Raw genomic sequence first — 17,822 nt, 5'->3', positions numbered from 1 at the left:
TGTCGTTGACAGATGACGAAGGTGGGGTGCTCAGCTGGCGAGCTGGGCGCTGGCGGCACGCCGGGAGGCATTGGCACGGCCGGCGCCGTGCCCGTTCCCGCGGTGCGGCCGGGGCAGGGCGAGTTTGTCCAGCACGTCCAGGGCCGCGGCGTGTTCATTGAACGTGTACAGGTGGATGCCGGGGGCACCAGCGGCCAGGGCCGCGTTGGCGAGGTCAACCGTGGCGCTGACGCCGATCCGGGTCCGCTCGGCATCGGTGTCGGCGGCCGCGAGGCGATCGATGAGTTCGGGCGCCGGTTCCACGCCGGTCAGTTCGCCCAGCCGGGCGAGCCGCCGGAGGCTGGTCAGCGGCATGACCCCGGGAATGATCGGGATGGTCACCCCGGCCCGGCGTGCCCGGGTCAGGAGGTCGGCGTACTGCTCGGTGTGGAAGAAGACCTGGGTGATGGCGAAGTCGGCGCCGGAGCGTTGCTTGGCCAGCAGCACCTCGACGTCGTGCGCCTCGCTTGGGGATTCCGGGTGCCGGGTCGGGTAGGCGGCGACGCCGACCGCGACCTTGCCGGCGCACAGCAGCGCCGAGCGGCGCTGCTCCACCCGGCGGATCAGTTCGATCAGGTCCTGGGCGTAGCGGAGCGATCCCGGCGGCGGGGTGGCGCCGTCCTTGGGCCGGTCACCGCGCAGGGCGAGGATGCCGCGGACGCCGACGTCGAGCAGGTCGCCGATGATCTCCGCCAGTTCCTGCGGGGAGTTACCGACGCAGGTCAGGTGGGCCAGGGGCCGCAGCGTGGTTTCCTGCACGAGCCGGTTGATCAGGTCCAGGGCGGTGCCGTGGTTGGACCCGTTGGACCCGTAGGTCACGGACACGTAGTCCGGGTCCGTGGCTTCCAATTCGCCGATGGTGGTCCAGAGGGATTCGGCGGCCGCGGGCGACCGCGGCGGGAACAGCTCGTAGGACAGCGCGACAGGGGCCGCGCCGGCAAGATTGGGATGGGTATCGATCAGGCTTGGTGGTGACATTTGCGTCCTTGGCTGTGAACACTGCCGACAGAAGACCGGTAACCCGGATGACCGGAAACGGAACCGCCGTCAGTGAATGGAGTTTGGGGAACACGGAGGGAACTTCAGCAGGGCGCAGCCGCGACTGGTACGCCTGAAACGAAGTTGTCCGTGAGCAAATGTCAGGCCCACATGGGGGCACCCACACCCTCCTGGACCGCCCTGGGGACGGCCTTCAGCGGAGGATCGCTGACACGTTACTGAGGTAACTTGTATAGAACTCTAGGCCCGGCCGCGGGGCCCTTCAAGTCGGCGTCCGAATTAAGACGCATCTTTACGGCCGTTTGCGGGGCCGGGCAGAATAATGTTCGCCGCCGAGGCCCTTTCCGGCCGGCGCCTGCGGCTCTCCCCATCGCCCGTGGTCAGGACTATCCTGTTGCCATGATTCAGCTTCCAGCCAGCTACAAGGAATACCTCGCCGGCAAGAGCGAGAGCTTCATCAACACGGTCCGGCCCGTCCTCATGCAGTCGGCGGCAGAAAAGTCGCACGGCGTCCGGGTTCTCGTGCTTCCGCACGGCCATCAGGCGCATCTGGACGACACTATCCCCTATGGCACGGTGGTTGAGGACATCGACTGACGCCCGGTCAGCCCACCAGCGGCGCCTATCCTTCGAGCGCGTCCATCCCTCGAGCCCGATCATCCCTCAAGCAGGAGCCGCTGGGAGCGCGGGGCCAGCGTGTGTTCCAGCACCAGGCAGGCGGCACCGACGGCGCCGACGTCCTCGCCCACTCCCGTGCCCACCACTTCGATCCCGTGGATCTTCCGGGTGGCGCTGTTCGCGTCAACCAGGGCAGGGATCTGCTCCAAGTAAGCCGCTGACAGGCACGTCCAGAACGGGCCCCCGAACACCACGCGGTCCACGTCCAGGGCGTTGGTGAGCGCCGAGACGGCACGGGCCACGAGCACGGCGGACCGGCGGATGATTTCCCTGGCCTCTTCGTTGCCGGCGTCGGCGATCGCGCACAATTCCGCGAAACGTTCCTGGACCGCCGGCGCGCTCTTGTCCTGGAGCGAGCCATCCAGCACCCCGGCCGCCTCGGCCTGCGCCACGAGCACCTGCGGGATGGCGGAGGACTTCACGCAGCCGTGCTGTCCGCAGTCGCAGAGGGCGCCGCCCGGATCCACGATGATGTGCCCGATTTCCCCGGCGTTGCCCGAGGTCCCGCGGACCACTTCGTCGTTGAGGACGATCCCGCAGCCGATCCCGGTCCCCATGTACATAAAGAGAAAGCTGCCCTCGCCGCTGGGGCCGCCGGCCCAGGTTTCGGCCACGGCGGCGGCGGTCACGTCCTTGTCCATCAGCGTGGACAGGCCCGTGGCTTCGGCCAGGGCGTCCCGTAGTCCCACGTGGTCCCAGCCCGGCAGCAGCGGCGGGTCAACGACGGCGCCCTCGTTGAGGTCGATGGGGCCCGGCGAGGCAACCCCCAGCCCGGCGATCCGTTCCGGGTCCACCCCGGAGTCCCGGATGAGCCGCTTGATTTCGTCCGAGATGGTGTCGATGACGGCCCGGGGGTCGGTGCCGGGCGGGGTGCTGATCCGTGAGTGCCTGACGACGGCGCCGAGCAGGTCAAGCACCACGAACGTGAGTACGGCCGGGTCCAGGTGGACGCCTACCGCATACATTCCGGCGGGATTGAGCCGGAGCATGGTCCTGGGTTTGCCCGGTCCGGTGCCTTCCTTGCCTGCCTCGACGATCAGGTGCTGATCCAGCAGGCGGCGGGAAATGTTGGAGATGGTCTGCGGCGAGAGTCCGACGATCTGGGCGAGCTCCACCCGGCTCATGCCGCCCGGGGCGCGGCGGATGGCGTCCAGGATGACCGTGAGGTTGAAGTCGCCCATCTTCGGTAGGTTGGTCCCTCGCCTCGGAGAGGGTTGCCGGAACTCGGTCACTGTTACCTCTAAACGTCTTTGGCCACGCACAGCAGTTGTCAGAATCGTACGTTACGTGCAGGCGTGCGCCCACACTTGCGCTTTTCAGACACAATGTTTCTCCCGCTACGGCCGGCGGGTGCTTGCCGTCACGGTGAATTTCGGATTCCTGCCGACCTCGCGGGTGGGCCCGATCAGGCGTTCGAGGGCCGGCCGGTAGTGCAGGTGGCTGTTGAACACGGTCCAGAGTTCCCCGTCCGGAGCGAGCACCCGGCCGGCCGCTTCGATCAGCTTGATCCCCGCGCCGGAGTGAACGGCCGCTTCCAGATGGAACGGCGGGTTGAGCATGACGAGGTCGGCGCTGGCGTCGGGCAGGGAGCTCATGGCGTCGTCCTGGAGCACGTCGATCCGGCCGTCCAGGCCGTTCGCGCGGGCGGTGGCGAGGGCAGAGTCGACGGCGGCCGCGGACCGGTCGGTGGCGGTGACGCGGGCGCCGGGGTTGGCGCGGGCGTACATCGCCGCGAGGATTCCGGTGCCGCAGCCCAGGTCGACGGCGTGGGCGGCGTGCGGCATCTTGGACAGGAAGTCCAGCAGGAACCTGGTCCCGATGTCCAGGCCGGTGCCGGCAAAGACGGCGCCGCGTGCGCAGACGGTGATGCCCAGTTCGTCATTCACCTCAGTGACCGGGAAGGGCAGCGCGGCCGGGACCGGCTTGGGGCCCCGCGCCAGCAGCAGCCGTGATTTCTGCCGGGCCAGTTGGGGCTGGACGTCGCCGAAGTAGCGCGCTAGCACGGCGTTCATGCCCAGGCTCATGTGCTTGACGCGCCCGCCCGCCAGCAGCACGACGTCGGGCGCCGAGTAGCGGGCTACGGCGTCGGCGATTTCCTCGAGTTCCGCCAGGGACCGGGGCAATTGGAGCAATACCAGGGAGGCGTCAGCCAGGAGCTCCGCGCCCAGCGGGAGGTGTTCGAAGCCGGCCTGGATCCCCAGCGCCGCGGCGTTGGACCGGAGTGCCCGTTCACCGGTGATGAGGTCCTGGTGGACCCGGATGATGGGCGCTCCCCCGGCCGGCGCGGCCCCGGTCAGTGCTTCGAGGCTCAGAGCCCCCAGGGTCAGGGCACCGTACCGGTCCCCCATAACCGTGAGCCGGTGCCCAGGCGGCAGCAGGCCGGCCGCGTGCAGCTCAAGGGCAGTGTCCAGCAGGAGTTTGTCGGTGGCGTCCCAGGCCTGCAGGTTAGCGGCCTCGACGTCCGGGAACCTTCTCAGCCGGGCAAAGAGGGATTCGATGCTGGTGTCCGCCACGCGCGTTGTGCCGCCGTTTCTTCTCAGGCTTGGGTAATGAGCAAGGGGTGCGAGACCGGTTGTGAGGCCGGCGTGGCCAGTCCCCGGATGCTGCACTGCAACGCCTTACGTTATCCCGATTCGGCCGCCGGCGTGACGCTTCCCGTGACGGCGCCCCGGCCGGGCACGGCTAGGGCCCGGGGTCTGGGACAACGCATGGGTGTTCCCCGTGCCTGTGAATTACGTGATCCTGGTGCCGGTGACCGGTGACCAGGAGATCCGTCCTCCCTGATAGTTCTGGGCGACGCTGCCGCCGCCGATGGGGAATTCGTTGGTGGTGGGGTAGCCCAGCCGTCCGTGTTCGTAGCCTTGAGCGCCCCAAGCGGCCCGGATACCGCCCCACGTGGCGAACGCTCCGACGCCCGGGGCGTAATGGATAGTGCCGCCCTGGAAGCCCTGGTAGCAGCCGCCCTTGACCAGCCCGCAGATTTCCTTGCTGACCGGGTACCCGAGTTTGCCTTTTTCGTWGCCCACTTTGCCCCAAGCGGCCCGGATACCGCCCCACGTGGCGAAYGCTCCGACGCCCGGGGCGTAATGGATGGTGCCGGATTGGAACCTCTGGTAGCAGCCGCCCTTGACCAGACCGCAGATGATTGGCGACGTCGACGGTCCGAGGGCCGGCTTCGCGGCCGCCGCTGCTTTGATCGCGGTGGTGGCAGCCGGCGGGACGGTCCCGCCTCCGCCGCCTCCGCCTCCGCCTCCGCCGGGGAGCGTACCCGGCACCGGTCCAGGAGTTTCGGAGCCGCTGTTGATGATCACATCGTCGGCGTAAATGTCGCCCATCTGCTGATCGTGTTCGGCCCCGAGCTGTACTGTGTCGAATGCTGTCGCACTGATGTTGATCGTTTGGGCAAAAACAGACTTGTTGTCCCACCAGATCTGCACCCCGGTTGCCGCACCCTTGGGTACGACGTGCACTACCAGATGATGCCAGGTGCCTAAGGCAACAGTTGGCACCAGAGTGGTGTAAACGAATGCCTTCGCGCCAGTGGTCCGGAGCACCAGCTCATTGGTGACATTGCTCCGGAAGACGTCGACAAACCTGATGCCGCTGGAAAAGAAGCGGAAATATGGGACGTCGTTCCCCGATACGCCCTGCGTGGTGATGTTGAACCAACCGTCCGCGTAAGCTTCCTTCATCCCGGAAGCCAGCCCCACGGACATTTTGGCGATTGAGCCATGGTCCAGGGTTGCATGGAGATGTGCCGAGCAACCCTTGGAGTGCGAAAACGTCGAGGAGACCGACACGGTACCCGTGACCGCGGTGAAGGGGATGAACGGCGACAGGGCGCCCGACTCAAAGTTCGTGGCAGCCGCCTTCGTCCCGGGATAAGGGTCTGCGGGCGCCGGGGTGCCCGATGTGCAGGCCGCGGGGGCCGCCACAGCCGACACTCCATCGAAGGCGATCGAACCCGCCAGCGGTATGCCGAGCGCAATTGCCAGAAGCAGTCGAAAAATCCTTCTCATTGATCTGCCCTCCCACATCTTGATCTGTTGTTCAGCTCCCGGGATGCAGGCGGCGCCATCTCCGATGCTGAATAGCGGGTGGCGTGCGGCTCCCACGCCCAGCCCCGCAACAGGGCGTTACGCCGAAGGAAGTCCTCACGCTGATTCACCGGGCGGCTGCGCCGCGCCATGACGGTGTGCGTCTGGAATCAAGGAATGGCTTGATGGCACATTTGAGACCCGCTTCCGACCGCCAAGTTGTACCAGGCAACTAGTAATGACCATGACCCTAAAGGCCGGGACGCTCCAGCACACGCGTAGCCAATACTCGAGTTTTGGCAACTGCCACGCGGCCGCCACCTGAATGGCGTACAAGGAGGTCCCGGTACTACGTGGGTTGCGCCACCGTTTCTACCCGGCACCGGCCATTGGCCGGGGTCCGCTCTCCGGGTGCTGCGCTGGGGCGCTTTGCGTTATCCCGAACGGGCCAGCAGTGTGACGATTCCGGCCACGGCAGCCCTGCCGGCACGGTTGGCGCCGATGGTGGACGAGGACGGCCCGTAACCGACGAGGTGCACCCGGGGCTCGGCGGCAACCTGGGTGCCGTCCATCGCGATGCCGCCGCCGGGTCCGCGCAGGTGCAACGGTGCGAGGTGTTCGAGTTCGGCCCGGAATCCCGTGGCCCACAGGATGACCCCGGCGGCCAGGAAGCTGCCGTCTGCCATCCGGACGCCGTCGGGCTCGATCGCCGTGAACATGGGGTGCCGGTCCAGGACGCCGCGCGCTGCGGCGGCGCGCAGGGCCGGAGTCCAAATGAGGCCGGTCACGGAGACAACGCTCTGCGGCGGGAGGCCCTGGCGCACCCGCTCCTCAACGAGGGCGACGGCGTCGTGGCCTGCCTGCCGGTCGAAGGCAGCCTCGCGCCAGAGGGGTACCCGGCGCGTGAACCATGTGGTGCTGGTGACCTTGGCGATCTCATCGAGCAGCCCGACGGCCGAGATCCCGCCGCCGACCACGATGACGTGCTGGCCGCGGAAGTCGTCGGCGGAGACGTAGTCGGCGACGTGCAATTGGCGGCCGCGGAAGCTGGCCTTGCCCGGATAGATGGGCCAGAACGGCCGGGTCCAGGTGCCGGTCGCGTTGATCACGGCGCGGGCAGAGAACCTGCCGCGGGAGGTAGTGACGGTCAGCCGTCCGGCGGGATCATCGTCTTCCCGGGTCACCGACTGCACTTTCACGGGCCGCTCGATCGCGAGGCCGAGGTCGTGTTCGTACCCGCCGAAATAGCGGGTGAGGAAGCTGGAGCTGGCCTCGGCGGGATCCACGTCGGGCTGCGGGATTCCCGGGAGGTCGCTGATGCCGTTCACCGTGGCCATCAGCAGGCTCTTCCAGCGGTGCCGCCAGGCGCCGCCTGGCCCGTCCTCGGCGTCGAGCACGATGTACGTCCCCGCCGGCGGGCCCTCCCCTGCTGCCGGTCCTCCTTCTGCGGCCCCTCCCGAGCCGGCCCCGCCTCCCGAGCCGGCCGCGACGAAGCCCGCCGGGACAAATCCACGGCGCTGAAGGTGGTAGGCCGCCGACAGCCCCGCCTGCCCCGCGCCGACCACGACGACGTCGGCCAGGCGCGCTGTCTCCGCAGTCAAGATCGGGCCAGTCAAGATCGGGCCAGTCAAGATCCGGCCCCGGTCAGATCTTTTTGACGACGCTGGACTTGAGCTGCATGGGGCCCACGCCGTCCACCTTGCAGTCGATGTCGTGGTCGCCAACACCGTTGACCAGGCGGATACCGCGGACCTTTGTGCCGACCTTGATGACCGTGGAGCTGCCCTTGATTTTCAGGTCCTTGACATAAGTGTATTCGCTGGAACATTCGGGACACGGGGGCAGGGAGTCGTTCACCCGTCCAAGTTTAGTCGCCGTTGCTCGCCCGTCACCGCCTGGAACGCCTTAGAACGGGTTCAGAAGGCGGTCCACGAACTGCCGCGTGCGTTCTTCCCGCGGGTCCCGCAGCACAGTGTCGGGGTGGCCGCGTTCGACCACCACGCCGCCGTCCATGAAGATGACTTCGTCGGCCACCTGGCGGGCGAACGCGAGCTCGTGAGTGACCACCACCATGGTCCAGCCCTCGTCCGCGAGTTCCTTGATGACGGTCAGGACCTCGCCCACGAGTTCCGGGTCCAGCGCCGAGGTGGGCTCGTCGAAGAGCAGCAGTTGCGGGCGCAGGGCGAGGGCACGCACAATGCCGACACGCTGCTGCTGGCCGCCGGAGAGCTCAAAGGGATAGCTGTCCTCCTTGCCGGCCAGGCCAACGCGGGCCAGCAGCTCCCGGGCCGCCTGGATCGCCTCGGCTTTGGGCCGCTTCTGCACCTGGACGGGGCCTTCGATCACGTTCTCCAGGACGGTCTTGTGCGGGAAGAGGTTGTAGTGCTGGAACACCATGGCGCTGCGGTCGCGCAAGGCGAGCACCTGCTTCTTCGCCACCGGATTGGAGAAGTCGACGGTCAGTTGCCCCGCGAACTCAGCGACGCCGGCGTCGGGCATTTCGAGGCCGTTCAGGCACCGGAGGACCGTCGTCTTGCCTGATCCGGACGGCCCGATCAACGTGACCACTTCGCCGCGGCGGACCTCAAGGTCGATGGATTTCAGCACTTCGTGCTGGCCGAACGCCTTGCGCAGGCCAGTGACGGTCAGCAGGGCGGCCTCCGGGAGGGCGGCGTCCGGGACCGGAACCCCAACGGGCGGCGGTTCAAGGGGGCCGGAAGGGTGCCGTTCAGGGGGCGGGAGTTCAGTGGGCGACATAGCGGTCCAATCTCTTCTCCAGGGCGGACTGTCCGCTGGCGAGGACGAGGCAGATGATCCAGTAGATCACGGCCGCCTCCAGGTACAGCAGCATGAATTCCTGGCTGAAAGCGGCCACCTGCTGCGCCACGCGGAACAGTTCGGTGACGAGGATCAGCGACGCCAGCGAGGTGTCTTTGACCAGGCTGATGAAGGTGTTGGACAGCGGGGGGACCGAGACCCGCGCGGCCTGCGGCAAAATGATCCGCACCAGGGTCTGGTGGCGCGACATCCCGATGGTGTGGCCGGCCTCCCACTGCCCCTTGGGGACAGACAGGATGGCCGCGCGGATGACCTCCGCGGCATACCCCCCGACGTTCAGGGAGAACGCGATGATGGCGCTGGGCCAGGGGCTGATGGTGATTCCGACGGACGGCAGTCCGTAGAAGATGACGAACAGCTGGACCAGGAGCGGGGTTCCGCGGATGACGGAAATGTAGGTCCGTGCCACCGCGGAGAGCGCGCGATTGCGGCTCAGCCGCATGAGGGCGACCACCAGGGCCAGCAGCAGGCCGAGGCTGAACGAGGCCAGCGCCAAGGGAATAGTGCCGGTGATTGCCCCGATCAGGAGGGGGCCCAGCGATGACCACACGAGTTCCCAGTTGATGTTCATGCCCGGACTCGGCGTTTCTCTGCGGCTTTCACAGGCCTACTTTGAGACGTCGGCGTCGAAGTACTTCTGGGAGATCTTCGTCAGGGTGCCGTCGGCCGCCAGCTCGCCGAGGGCCTTGTTGATGGCGTCGGTCAGGCTGGTCGATCCCTTGCGCAGGGCGAAGGCGCTCAGCGACTTGTCAGTGGTCTCGGCGGCAATCTTGATGGCGGCGTCGTGGTCGGTCTTCTGGGAGTCCAGGTAGGTCAGCTTGTCGTTGATGGTGGCATCGACACGGCCCTGCTTGAGCAGCGTGATGGCCTGTGCCCAGCCCTCCACGGCCTCGACGTTCGCGCCGCTCTGCTGCGCCAGTTTGTACCAGTTGCTGGTCAGGGACTGCGCCGTGGTCTTGCCCTTCAGGCTGTCGAAGGAGGTGATGTCGTGGTTGTCAGACTTGGTGACGATGACGCCGGTGCTCACCGTGTAAGGAGTGGAGAAATCGTACTTCGCCTTGCGTTCGTCCGTGATGGAAACCTGGTTGGCGACGACGTCGAACCGTTTGGCGTCCAGGCCGGCGAAGATGGCGTCGAACTGCGTCTCCTGGAAGGCCGGCTTGACGCCCAGCTTCGCGGCGACGGCGTTGATGATCTCCACGTCGTAGCCGGTCAGTTCACCGCTGCCGTTGGCGTGGAACGTGAACGGCTTATAGGTGCCTTCCGTGCCGACCTTGAGCACGCCCGCGCTCTTGACGTCGCTCAGGGACGTGTCCGCGCCGGCTGCCGGCGCCGAGCTGGCCGGAGTGGTGGACGCGGAGCCGCACCCCGCCAGGGCGAGCCCTGCTGCAGCAATGAGGCCGATAACTGAAAGTCGTGTGCGCTTCATGATGGTCCTTAGTCGTCGAGCCGGAAATGGCCTTCCAGCTGAGCCGCGTGGCGGCCTGTCTCCTAGCGACGATAGCAAGGTCCTGCTCAGGGTGGAGAGCTTAAATGACAGTTTGTGACGTCCGGCCATGAGACGGTCTTGACTGATGGACGTTTTGACGTGCGGCACACCTGCGCAGGATACGAAAAAGGGAACCACCGCCTGACGGTAATTCCCTTTCTGGTGGAGCTGAGGGGACTCGAACCCCTGACCCCCTGCATGCCATGCAGGTGCGCTACCAGCTGCGCCACAGCCCCGAATTTCCTGAGGACGAATCAACGTCCCGCAAGCAACCTGATTAGCTTAAACCACAAATCGCGTTCACGCTAATCGGCTCGCCGGCCGGTGAAACTGGACGAGTGAGCTGCCCCGGGTGCGGTCCCCATCCTGGATCCGGGCAGAAAAAAATCCGCCGGAATCTTTCGATTCCGGCGGATTACCCGGTGGAGCTGAGGGGACTCGAACCCCTGACCCCCTGCATGCCATGCAGGTGCGCTACCAGCTGCGCCACAGCCCCGAATTTTCGCTGCTCCGAGCACGTCTACTGACCTGCAAAGCTCCGGTTCTTTGTCCGGATCTCTCCGAAGCAACTCAAATATCTTAGACCAGCCCTTCGGAAAATTCCAAATCGGGCATATTCGCCTCTGTTTAGCGCCGCCGGCGCGTGGCCGGTGCGCGGATTGTTACTCCGTGTCGGTACCGGCGGAGGCCTTGGCGGAGGCGTCGTCGCCCAGCTGCAGATCGACGACGGGGCAGTCCTTCCACAGGCGTTCGAGGGCGTAGAAGATGCGGTCTTCCTCGTGCTGGACGTGGATGACGACGTTGGAGTAGTCCAGCAGGACCCAGCGACCGCCGGAGCGGCCCTCGCGGCGGACGGGCTTCTGGTCGAACTTGGCGAGCTCGTCCTCGATGCCGTCCACGATCGCATTGACCTGGCGTTCGCTCGGGGCCGAGGCGATCAGGAAGACGTCAGCCAGGGCCAGCCGTTCGCTGACATCCAGGGCCACGATGTCCTCGGCAAGCTTCTCCGAGGCAGCGCGGGCTGCGTGGCGGGCGGTAGTGATGGATGAATCGGTTGCAGTCACGGGACTCCTTGTAGTGATGAAAATCTATGGTGATGAAAATTCTTGGAACGAAAACTGCGGGGCGAACGCTGCGGTGAAAATAGGGCCGAATCGCCGCGGTGCCGTTTCTTAATGACGTGGACGGCCGCCGGCCTAGCGGGCCAGCCCGGTGACGATCAGCGTGATGCCGGCGATGAGGGCAACGATCCCCAAGGCCAGGACGCCGAACTGCAGCATGCGCAGGCGCCGCGCCCGGCCCAGCCCGGCGGTAGCGGCATCCAGGGGTTCCAGTCCGTAGGCCGAATTCGCGGCCACGGGCTCCCCGCCCACCAAGCGCTCGTCGTTCTCCCCGGCGGTATTCGCCGCGGCGCTTGCCGGCCGTGCCGGTCCGGCCTTGGCGGCAGCTTCTGCCCGGGCCAGGACGCCTGCCCCGCCAGCGGCAGAACCCGTAGCCGGAGCTGCGGGCCGCTGGCGGGACAAGCTTGGCCGCCGCAGGCCGGGTTTCCGTGGTGTATCCAGCCGGGGACCCGGGTTGGTGACCACCGGAACGTACGACGTGGCAGGGCGCTTCATGACGGGCCGCTCCACGCCGGGAACCTTCTCAAATTCCAAGGGGGTGACCATGGCCAGGTTGTTGGCCGTGGTCGGATCGTTGCGGGGAGCTGCCGGCTGGCTGTTTTGCTCTGCGAGCTTCTGCTTGGCGGCGGCGCGGCGGTTCAGCACCGCGGCGCGCTCCGCCAAGGCGATCTGCTCGGCCAGGACGGCAGGGTCGACGGCGTCGGGATCCGTGGCCGCGATGTGCTCCATCTTGGCCACTTGGTTCTTGGCCTGCTCCGCGAGGAGTTCCCGGGCGGCCAGCGCCTGCTCCACGGTCAGGCCCTCTGACGTCTTCCCGCCGGGTCCTGCGCCGCCGGCCGCCGGAACCTTGGGCGCCGGGGCGGCTGACGGGGCGGCATCCTTCGGGGCGGCATCCTTCGGGGCGGCGTCCTTCTGACCAGCGTCCTTCTGAGCCGCGTTCTTCTGAGCAGCGTTCTTCTGAGCCGGGGAAACCACCGGAGTGGCGCGGGTCCGCGGCGACACCGGCACGATCGTGTTGGCCTGGGTGGCGGGGGCGGTCTCGGTGGCCAGTTCCAGGAGCCGGAGCTGGCGCCGTGTGGGTGGCCCTCCCTGCGCCAGCTGGCCTTCCTTCTCGGCGAGTTCCTTGATGGTGCGCAGCGCGGCACGGTCCCGTGCCCGGACCTGGGATGACCGCTCGGCAGCGCCAGGCACAGAGTCCACCGGAGCGTCAGCGACGCGACGCCGGCCGGTGATTTCGGCCTCGGTCGGCTCGCCGGGTCCCGGAGTGTCCAGACGTTCATCTCTGGCCTGCCGCAGTTCGCGGCGGCTGCGGATGGGAGGCTGTTCCTGACTCATGGCAAACTCATTCAGTGCTGGCTGGTTGGGTTATCTCGAAGGTGGGATCGTGCTGTGCGGGGTCAACCCCTGTGCTGCCGTTTCCGGTATTGGTGGCCTCGGCGTGTTCGGCATCGGCGCGAAGCGGGTCGGTGCTGCTGTGGTACAGGCCGTACTTGGCGATGTACTGGACCACCCCGTCCGGAACGAGATACCAGACAGGGTTGCCTTCGGCCACCCTCGTGCGGCAGTCCGTGGAGGAGATGGCCATGGCCGGGACCTCCAGGAGGCTGACGTCTTTGCGGCCCATGCCGTCCAGGACGTGGCCTGGCCGGGTCACGCCCACGAAGTGCGCCAGGGACCAGAGTTCGTCGATGTCTTTCCAGGACAAAATCTGGGCCAGGGCGTCCGCGCCGGTGATGAAGAACAGATCGGCTTCCGGCCGCAGGGTGTGCAGGTCACGCAGGGTGTCGATCGTGTAGGTCGGCCCCGGACGGTCAACGTCAACCCGGCTCACAGTGAAGCGCGGGTTCGAGGCCGTGGCGATGACCGTCATGAGATACCGGTGCTCGGCTTCGCTGACCTTCTTGGCATTCTTCTGCCAGGGCTGGCCGGTGGGCACAAACACGACCTCGTCGAGGTCGAACTTGGCCGCGACCTCACTGGCCGCGACAAGGTGGCCGTGGTGGATGGGATCGAACGTGCCGCCCATCACACCCAGACGCAGGCGGCGCTGGGCGCCGCGCTGCCTCATGGTGGCGGAAATATTAGTGACCTTGGCCGTGATCGTGCTTGTTCGGGTGCTGGCGGTGCGGATCCGCGTGCTCCTCGACGGCCACGTGGCGCCTGCCCAGGTTGGAGTAGGACAGCGTGATCAGCAGCAGGGTTACCAGAATCAGGAACATGGAACCGCCAATGACAAACGGCGGTGCGATGAGCGGTGCGAGTTCCTCGTGGCCCGATTCGCCGACGGCGGCGACGAAAGTGGCGATCTGCTGCGACAGCATGTTCTCCCCTAGTGAGTTTAAAATTTGACGACGGCGGAGGTGCCCGCCGTTCCGGTCTTCCGTTCCATGTTACAGCGTTGCTAGCCCCGGATCTGGCCCTCGCCCTGCACGATCCACTTCGTGGTGGTCAGCTCCGTCAGTCCCATGGGGCCTCGGGCATGCAGTTTTTGGGTGGAAATCCCCACCTCGGCGCCGAGGCCGAGCTCGCCGCCGTCGGTAAAGCGGGTGGAGGCGTTCACGATCACGGCGGCCGAATCGACCTCGGCGATGAAGCGCTCGGCGTTGGCGAGGTCGTTGGTCAGGATCGCCTCGGTGTGGCCCGTGGTCCACTTCCGGATGTGGTTGACGGCCTCGTCCAGGCTGTCCACCATGGCCACCGCCAAGTCCAGGTCCATGTATTCAGTGGCCCAGTCTTCCTCCGTGGCCGGAACGGTGGGGATCGACGCGGGCAGCGCGGCGCGGATCCGCTGGTCCACATGGAGGGTGACCCCCGCTGCCCGCAGTGCCGCGGCGACGGCGGGAAGGACTGTGGACTTGGAGTGCACCAGGAGCGTTTCGACGGTGTTGCAGACGCTGGGGCGCTGGGTCTTGGCGTTCAAGAGGATGTCTACGGCCATTTCCTCGCCGGCGGAAGCGTCCAGGTAGATGTGGACGTTTCCCTCACCGGTCTCTATGACCGGTACGGAGGAGTTCGTCACTACGGCCTGGATCAGCTCGCGCCCGCCGCGGGGAATGAGCACGTCCACGCGGCCGCGCGCCCGCATGAGGGCGTTGGCGCCGTCGCGGCCGTACTGGTCCACGGTCTGGACGGCGTCGGCGGGCAGGCCCACCGATTCCAACGCATCCCTCAGGATGGTGATCAGGGCGGCGTTGGTGGCAGCGGCGGCTGATCCGCCGCGCAGGATGACGGCGTTGCCGCTCTTGAGGGCCAGGCCGGCGATGTCGACCGTGACGTTCGGGCGGGCCTCGTAGATCGCGGCCACCACCCCCATGGGCACGTTGATTTGGCGCAGGCGCAGCCCGTTGGGGAGGGTCTGGCCACGCACCACGTTTCCTACGGGATCGGGCAAGGTGGCGAGGTTTTCCAGGGCGGCGGCCAGGGCCGTGATGCGTGACTCGGTCAGCGTCAGGCGGTCCAGCAGGGCAACGCTGGTGCCACCGGACCGGCCGGCCGCGACGTCCTTGACGTTGGCGGCCAGGATCTGGTGCTTGTGTTCCACCAGCGCCTTGCCGATGGCGCGCAGGCCCCGGTCCTTCCAGGCCCGGTTGGCGTGCGCCATCTTGCGGGCGGCGTGGCGTGAGCGGTCGGCGATCGCGTGGACGGCGGCTTCGATGTCCGCTGCCGTGGCCGGCGTTCCAGCCGGATCCGGCTCCCCGGCGTAACCCTGTGCGGGAACGGGAGTGCCAGAGGTGGCGGGCTCAGCCGGGGCGGCGTTGGCGGGCACGGCAGCGGAAGTCAGGGCCTCAGTCATGCTCCCAGTTTAGGCGTCCAGTGGACCTAGACCAGCACCAAGTCGTCAACATGAACAACTTCGCGGTCATATCCGCGGCCCAGCGCCTCGCCCAGTTCCCGCGTGGAGCGGCCCAGCATTTGGGGCAGCTCAGCGGCGGAATAGTTGACCAGCCCGCGGGCGATCAATGTGTTGTCGACAGACACCATCTCCACGGCGTCGCCGGCCTCGAAGTGGCCCTTCACCGCGGCGATCCCGGCCGGCAACAGCGAGGTGCGGCGGTCGCGGACGGCCTTGACCGCACCGTCGTCGAGCACCAGAGTGCCCTGCACCGACGCGAGGTGGGCCAGCCACAGAAGCCGGATCGGCTTGCGCGCACCATTGACGGAGAACCAGGTGCCCACGTCCTCGCCGGCCAGTGCGGCAGCCGCATTGGGCGTGGAGGTGACCAAGGCATGGATGCCGGAACCGGCGGCCATGCTGGCGGCTTCGACCTTGGTGGCCATGCCGCCCGTGCCCACGCCGGCCTTGCCGGTACTGCCAATCGACACGCCATCGAGGTCGTGGGGGCCGGAGACGTGCGCAATCCGTTTGGCGCCGTGCGAAGGCGGGCCGTCGTACAGGGAGTCGACGTCGGAGAGCAGCAGGAGTGCGTCGGCGCGGACCAGGTGGGCCACCAGGGCCGCGAGCCGGTCGTTGTCGCCAAAGCGGATTTCGTGGGTGGCCACGGTGTCGTTTTCGTTGACCACGGGGACGACGCCGAGGTTCATTAGCCGGTTCAGCGCGCGGAACGCGTTGGTGTGCTGGCTGCGGCGCACGAGGTCTTCCGCGGTCAGCAGCACCTGGCTGACGGTGACCCCGTGTGCCCCGAAGGCATGGGTGTACCGGGCCATCAGCAGGCCCTGGCCCACACTGGCTGCGGCCTGCTGCGTGGCGAGGTCCCGGGGACGCTTCTCAAGTCCCAGTGGGGCGAGCCCGGCGGCGATGGCGCCGGAGGACACCAGAATGATCTCCGTGCCGGCGTTGCGCTTGTGCGCCAGGGCGTCGGCGAGGGCGGTCAGGGCCTCTTCGGAGATCCCGCCCTTGATGGACGTCAGCGAGGACGAGCCCACCTTGACGACAATCCGGCGCGCCCCGGACAGCGCGGTGCGGTCCGGGGCGTTGAGGGTCTGGGCCTTGAGGGGCTGCGACCGGTGCTCGATGACGGTCTTACTCGTCATCTGTTGCGCCCAGTCCACTCTCCTTGAGCGGCCGCGCCCGGCGTCCGCTGACGGACTCGGTCCAGATGCCGGCCTTGCGTTCTGCTTCGAGTTCAGCGCGGGCGGCGGCCTTGGCGTCGCGGCGTTCCTGCTGTTCGTCGCGCTTCTGGCCACGCGTCGGGCGGTCGCCGATGTCGGCGAAGCGCACGTCGGTGCCGCGCGGCGAGGCGAGCAGCTCGGCGCCGGCCATCATGGTCGGCTCCCAGTCGAAGACGACGCCGTCGTCCTCGCCGATGACCACCGTGTCGCCCGGCACGGCACCCTGCTTGAACAGTTCGTTTTCCACGCCGAGCTTGGCCAGGCGGTCTGCGAGGTAGCCGATGGCTTCCTCGTTGGTGAAGTCGGTCTGCTTGACCCAGCGCACGGGCTTGTCGCCAAGGACGCGGAAGAGCGGCTCGAGGTTCTTCTCTTCGCGGCGGATTGTGAAGCCGCTCTCGTTGACGGCGCGGGGGCGCAGCACGGGGGCCGCCACCTTCGGCGGGGCCGCGGCGACGGCGTCACGGGCGGCCTGGACGATTTCGGCCATGGCGAAGCCGAGCTGGCGGAGGCCTTCGTGGCTTGTCGCGGAGATTTCGAAGACCTTGTAGCCGCGGGATTCCAGTTCGGGGCGGACGAACTCGGCCATGTCCTTGCCGTCGGGCAGGTCCACCTTGTTCAGGGCCACCAGGCGGGGGCGGTGGTTCAGCGGAACCACTTCGCCGTCGGATCCGCTGTAGCTCAAGTCCACGGCGTACTTCTCCAGCTCGGCCTCGATGATGGCGAGGTCGGAGAGCGGATCGCGGTCGGATTCGAGCGTGCCGCAGTCCAGGACGTGGACCAGGGCGGCGCAGCGTTCGACGTGGCGCAGGAAGTGGTGGCCGAGGCCCTTGCCTTCGCTGGCGCCTTCGATCAGGCCGGGAACGTCGGCGATGGTGAAGCGGACTTCACCGGCCTGGACGACGCCCAGGTTCGGGATGAGGGTGGTGAAGGGGTAGTCGGCGATCTTGGGCCGGGCGGCCGACATGGCGGCGATCAGGCTGGATTTGCCGGCGGAGGGGAAGCCGACCAGGGCGATGTCCGCGATGGACTTCAGTTCCAGGACGACGTCGCTGGATTCGCCCTCGATGCCGAGCAGCGCGAAGCCGGGGGCCCGGCGCTTCTGGGAGGACAGGGACGCGTTGCCGAGGCCTCCGATGCCGCCGGCGGCGGCGATGTATTCGTCGCCTTCGGCCACGAGGTCGGCGATGACTTCGCCGGACTTGGACTTCACCACGGTGCCCACGGGCACCGGAAGGATCAAGGTTTCGCCGTTCTTGCCGCCGCGCCAGTCGCCCATGCCGGGGCCGCCGTTGGTGGCGTGCCGGTGGGGCGCGTGGTGGTAGTCGAGCAAGGTGGTGGTCTGGGGGTCGACGCGCAGGATGACGTCGCCGCCGTTGCCGCCGTTGCCGCCGTCGGGACCGCCGAGGGGCTTGAACTTCTCGCGGTGAACGGAGACACAGCCGTGGCCGCCGGTACCGCCGGATACGTGCAGTACTACCCGGTCTACAAAGCTCGCCACGTGGATCTCCTCAGTGCTGTTCCCCGGACCCACAAAGGGGCCCAAGATGATTG

At 67.3% G+C, this 17,822-nt stretch carries 17 protein-coding genes and 2 tRNA genes; 1 reads left to right on the top strand and 18 read right to left on the bottom strand.

Annotation, left to right across the window (positions count from 1 at the left end; translation table 11 throughout):
* Positions 1 to 30 precede the first annotated feature (30 nt).
* Complete coding sequence (locus tag AC1DEM_RS15260) at positions 31 to 1,017, bottom strand: methylenetetrahydrofolate reductase (RefSeq protein WP_476885151.1); 987 nt, start codon at positions 1,015 to 1,017, stop codon at positions 31 to 33.
* Positions 1,018 to 1,437: 420 nt separating this feature from the next.
* Between AC1DEM_RS15260 and AC1DEM_RS15255 the strand changes: the two genes are divergently transcribed.
* On the top strand, positions 1,438 to 1,635 hold the full coding sequence (locus AC1DEM_RS15255; protein ID WP_377984923.1) for a hypothetical protein: 198 nt from the start codon (positions 1,438 to 1,440) through the stop codon (positions 1,633 to 1,635).
* A 59-nt stretch (positions 1,636 to 1,694) separates the two neighbouring features.
* On the opposite strand, the gene AC1DEM_RS15250 is transcribed toward AC1DEM_RS15255, so the two are convergent.
* From AC1DEM_RS15250 to obgE, 17 genes are all read right to left on the bottom strand, one after another.
* Positions 1,695 to 2,897 (bottom strand): ROK family transcriptional regulator, encoded by a 1,203-nt coding sequence (locus AC1DEM_RS15250; protein ID WP_476885150.1) that lies wholly within the window; start codon positions 2,895 to 2,897, stop codon positions 1,695 to 1,697.
* 156 nt (positions 2,898 to 3,053) lie between these two features.
* Positions 3,054 to 4,229, bottom strand: coding sequence for a class I SAM-dependent methyltransferase (locus tag AC1DEM_RS15245; RefSeq protein WP_476885149.1), 1,176 nt, complete (start codon positions 4,227 to 4,229; stop codon positions 3,054 to 3,056).
* Positions 4,230 to 4,448: 219 nt separating this feature from the next.
* The gene (locus AC1DEM_RS15240; protein WP_476885148.1) at positions 4,449 to 5,735 is read right to left on the bottom strand and encodes an LGFP repeat-containing protein; all 1,287 of its coding nucleotides are present in this window, start codon (positions 5,733 to 5,735) and stop codon (positions 4,449 to 4,451) included.
* Between the two features lie 452 nt (positions 5,736 to 6,187).
* On the bottom strand, positions 6,188 to 7,354 hold the full coding sequence (locus AC1DEM_RS15235) for an NAD(P)-binding domain-containing protein (protein ID WP_476885147.1): 1,167 nt from the start codon (positions 7,352 to 7,354) through the stop codon (positions 6,188 to 6,190).
* 43 nt (positions 7,355 to 7,397) lie between these two features.
* Complete coding sequence (locus AC1DEM_RS15230) at positions 7,398 to 7,610, bottom strand: alkylphosphonate utilization protein (protein WP_476885146.1); 213 nt, start codon at positions 7,608 to 7,610, stop codon at positions 7,398 to 7,400.
* A 48-nt stretch (positions 7,611 to 7,658) separates the two neighbouring features.
* The gene (locus tag AC1DEM_RS15225) at positions 7,659 to 8,510 is read right to left on the bottom strand and encodes an amino acid ABC transporter ATP-binding protein (protein ID WP_476885145.1); all 852 of its coding nucleotides are present in this window, start codon (positions 8,508 to 8,510) and stop codon (positions 7,659 to 7,661) included.
* Positions 8,497 to 9,162, bottom strand: coding sequence for an amino acid ABC transporter permease (locus tag AC1DEM_RS15220; RefSeq protein WP_476885144.1), 666 nt, complete (start codon positions 9,160 to 9,162; stop codon positions 8,497 to 8,499). Before AC1DEM_RS15220 ends, AC1DEM_RS15225 begins: the two co-directional genes overlap by 14 nt.
* Before the next feature lie 36 nt (positions 9,163 to 9,198).
* Positions 9,199 to 10,020 (bottom strand): amino acid ABC transporter substrate-binding protein, encoded by an 822-nt coding sequence (locus tag AC1DEM_RS15215; protein ID WP_476885143.1) that lies wholly within the window; start codon positions 10,018 to 10,020, stop codon positions 9,199 to 9,201.
* A 220-nt stretch (positions 10,021 to 10,240) separates the two neighbouring features.
* A tRNA-Ala gene (locus AC1DEM_RS15210) sits at positions 10,241 to 10,316 on the bottom strand.
* Positions 10,317 to 10,503: 187 nt separating this feature from the next.
* Positions 10,504 to 10,576 (bottom strand) — tRNA-Ala (locus tag AC1DEM_RS15205).
* 166 nt (positions 10,577 to 10,742) lie between these two features.
* A complete protein-coding gene (gene rsfS, locus AC1DEM_RS15200) occupies positions 10,743 to 11,144 on the bottom strand; it encodes a ribosome silencing factor (RefSeq protein WP_277525625.1) in 402 nt (133 codons plus the stop codon).
* 132 nt (positions 11,145 to 11,276) lie between these two features.
* The gene (locus tag AC1DEM_RS15195) at positions 11,277 to 12,536 is read right to left on the bottom strand and encodes a hypothetical protein (protein WP_476885142.1); all 1,260 of its coding nucleotides are present in this window, start codon (positions 12,534 to 12,536) and stop codon (positions 11,277 to 11,279) included.
* 7 nt (positions 12,537 to 12,543) lie between these two features.
* On the bottom strand, positions 12,544 to 13,227 hold the full coding sequence (nadD, locus tag AC1DEM_RS15190) for a nicotinate-nucleotide adenylyltransferase (protein ID WP_476885216.1): 684 nt from the start codon (positions 13,225 to 13,227) through the stop codon (positions 12,544 to 12,546).
* A gap of 55 nt (positions 13,228 to 13,282) precedes the next feature.
* On the bottom strand, positions 13,283 to 13,522 hold the full coding sequence (locus AC1DEM_RS15185) for a hypothetical protein (protein WP_476885141.1): 240 nt from the start codon (positions 13,520 to 13,522) through the stop codon (positions 13,283 to 13,285).
* 80 nt (positions 13,523 to 13,602) lie between these two features.
* The gene (locus AC1DEM_RS15180; RefSeq protein WP_476885140.1) at positions 13,603 to 14,994 is read right to left on the bottom strand and encodes a glutamate-5-semialdehyde dehydrogenase; all 1,392 of its coding nucleotides are present in this window, start codon (positions 14,992 to 14,994) and stop codon (positions 13,603 to 13,605) included.
* 26 nt (positions 14,995 to 15,020) lie between these two features.
* Entirely contained in the window at positions 15,021 to 16,193 is a 1,173-nt protein-coding gene (gene proB, locus AC1DEM_RS15175) for a glutamate 5-kinase (protein ID WP_476885139.1), read from the bottom strand.
* Complete coding sequence (gene obgE / locus AC1DEM_RS15170; protein WP_476885138.1) at positions 16,183 to 17,769, bottom strand: GTPase ObgE; 1,587 nt, start codon at positions 17,767 to 17,769, stop codon at positions 16,183 to 16,185. The genes proB and obgE overlap by 11 nt, the downstream gene beginning before the upstream one ends.
* Positions 17,770 to 17,822: the final 53 nt, after the last annotated feature.

This window comes from Arthrobacter sp. 05T420, assembly GCF_056396305.1.
This window is presented reverse-complemented; position numbering and strand designations above follow the sequence as displayed.

Coding starts and splice junctions, on each gene's coding strand:
- AC1DEM_RS15215 (WP_476885143.1), bottom strand. CDS start 10,020: ATGAAGCGCACACGACTTTCAGTTATCGGCCTCATTGCTGCAGCAGGG.
- AC1DEM_RS15225 (WP_476885145.1), bottom strand. CDS start 8,510: ATGTCGCCCACTGAACTCCCGCCCCCTGAACGGCACCCTTCCGGCCCC.
- AC1DEM_RS15250 (WP_476885150.1), bottom strand. CDS start 2,897: ATGGGCGACTTCAACCTCACGGTCATCCTGGACGCCATCCGCCGCGCC.
- nadD (WP_476885216.1), bottom strand. CDS start 13,227: ATGGGCGGCACGTTCGATCCCATCCACCACGGCCACCTTGTCGCGGCC.
- AC1DEM_RS15255 (WP_377984923.1), top strand. CDS start 1,438: ATGATTCAGCTTCCAGCCAGCTACAAGGAATACCTCGCCGGCAAGAGC.
- AC1DEM_RS15220 (WP_476885144.1), bottom strand. CDS start 9,162: ATGAACATCAACTGGGAACTCGTGTGGTCATCGCTGGGCCCCCTCCTG.
- AC1DEM_RS15185 (WP_476885141.1), bottom strand. CDS start 13,522: ATGCTGTCGCAGCAGATCGCCACTTTCGTCGCCGCCGTCGGCGAATCG.
- AC1DEM_RS15195 (WP_476885142.1), bottom strand. CDS start 12,536: ATGAGTCAGGAACAGCCTCCCATCCGCAGCCGCCGCGAACTGCGGCAG.
- proB (WP_476885139.1), bottom strand. CDS start 16,193: ATGACGAGTAAGACCGTCATCGAGCACCGGTCGCAGCCCCTCAAGGCC.
- AC1DEM_RS15180 (WP_476885140.1), bottom strand. CDS start 14,994: ATGACTGAGGCCCTGACTTCCGCTGCCGTGCCCGCCAACGCCGCCCCG.
- AC1DEM_RS15260 (WP_476885151.1), bottom strand. CDS start 1,017: ATGTCACCACCAAGCCTGATCGATACCCATCCCAATCTTGCCGGCGCG.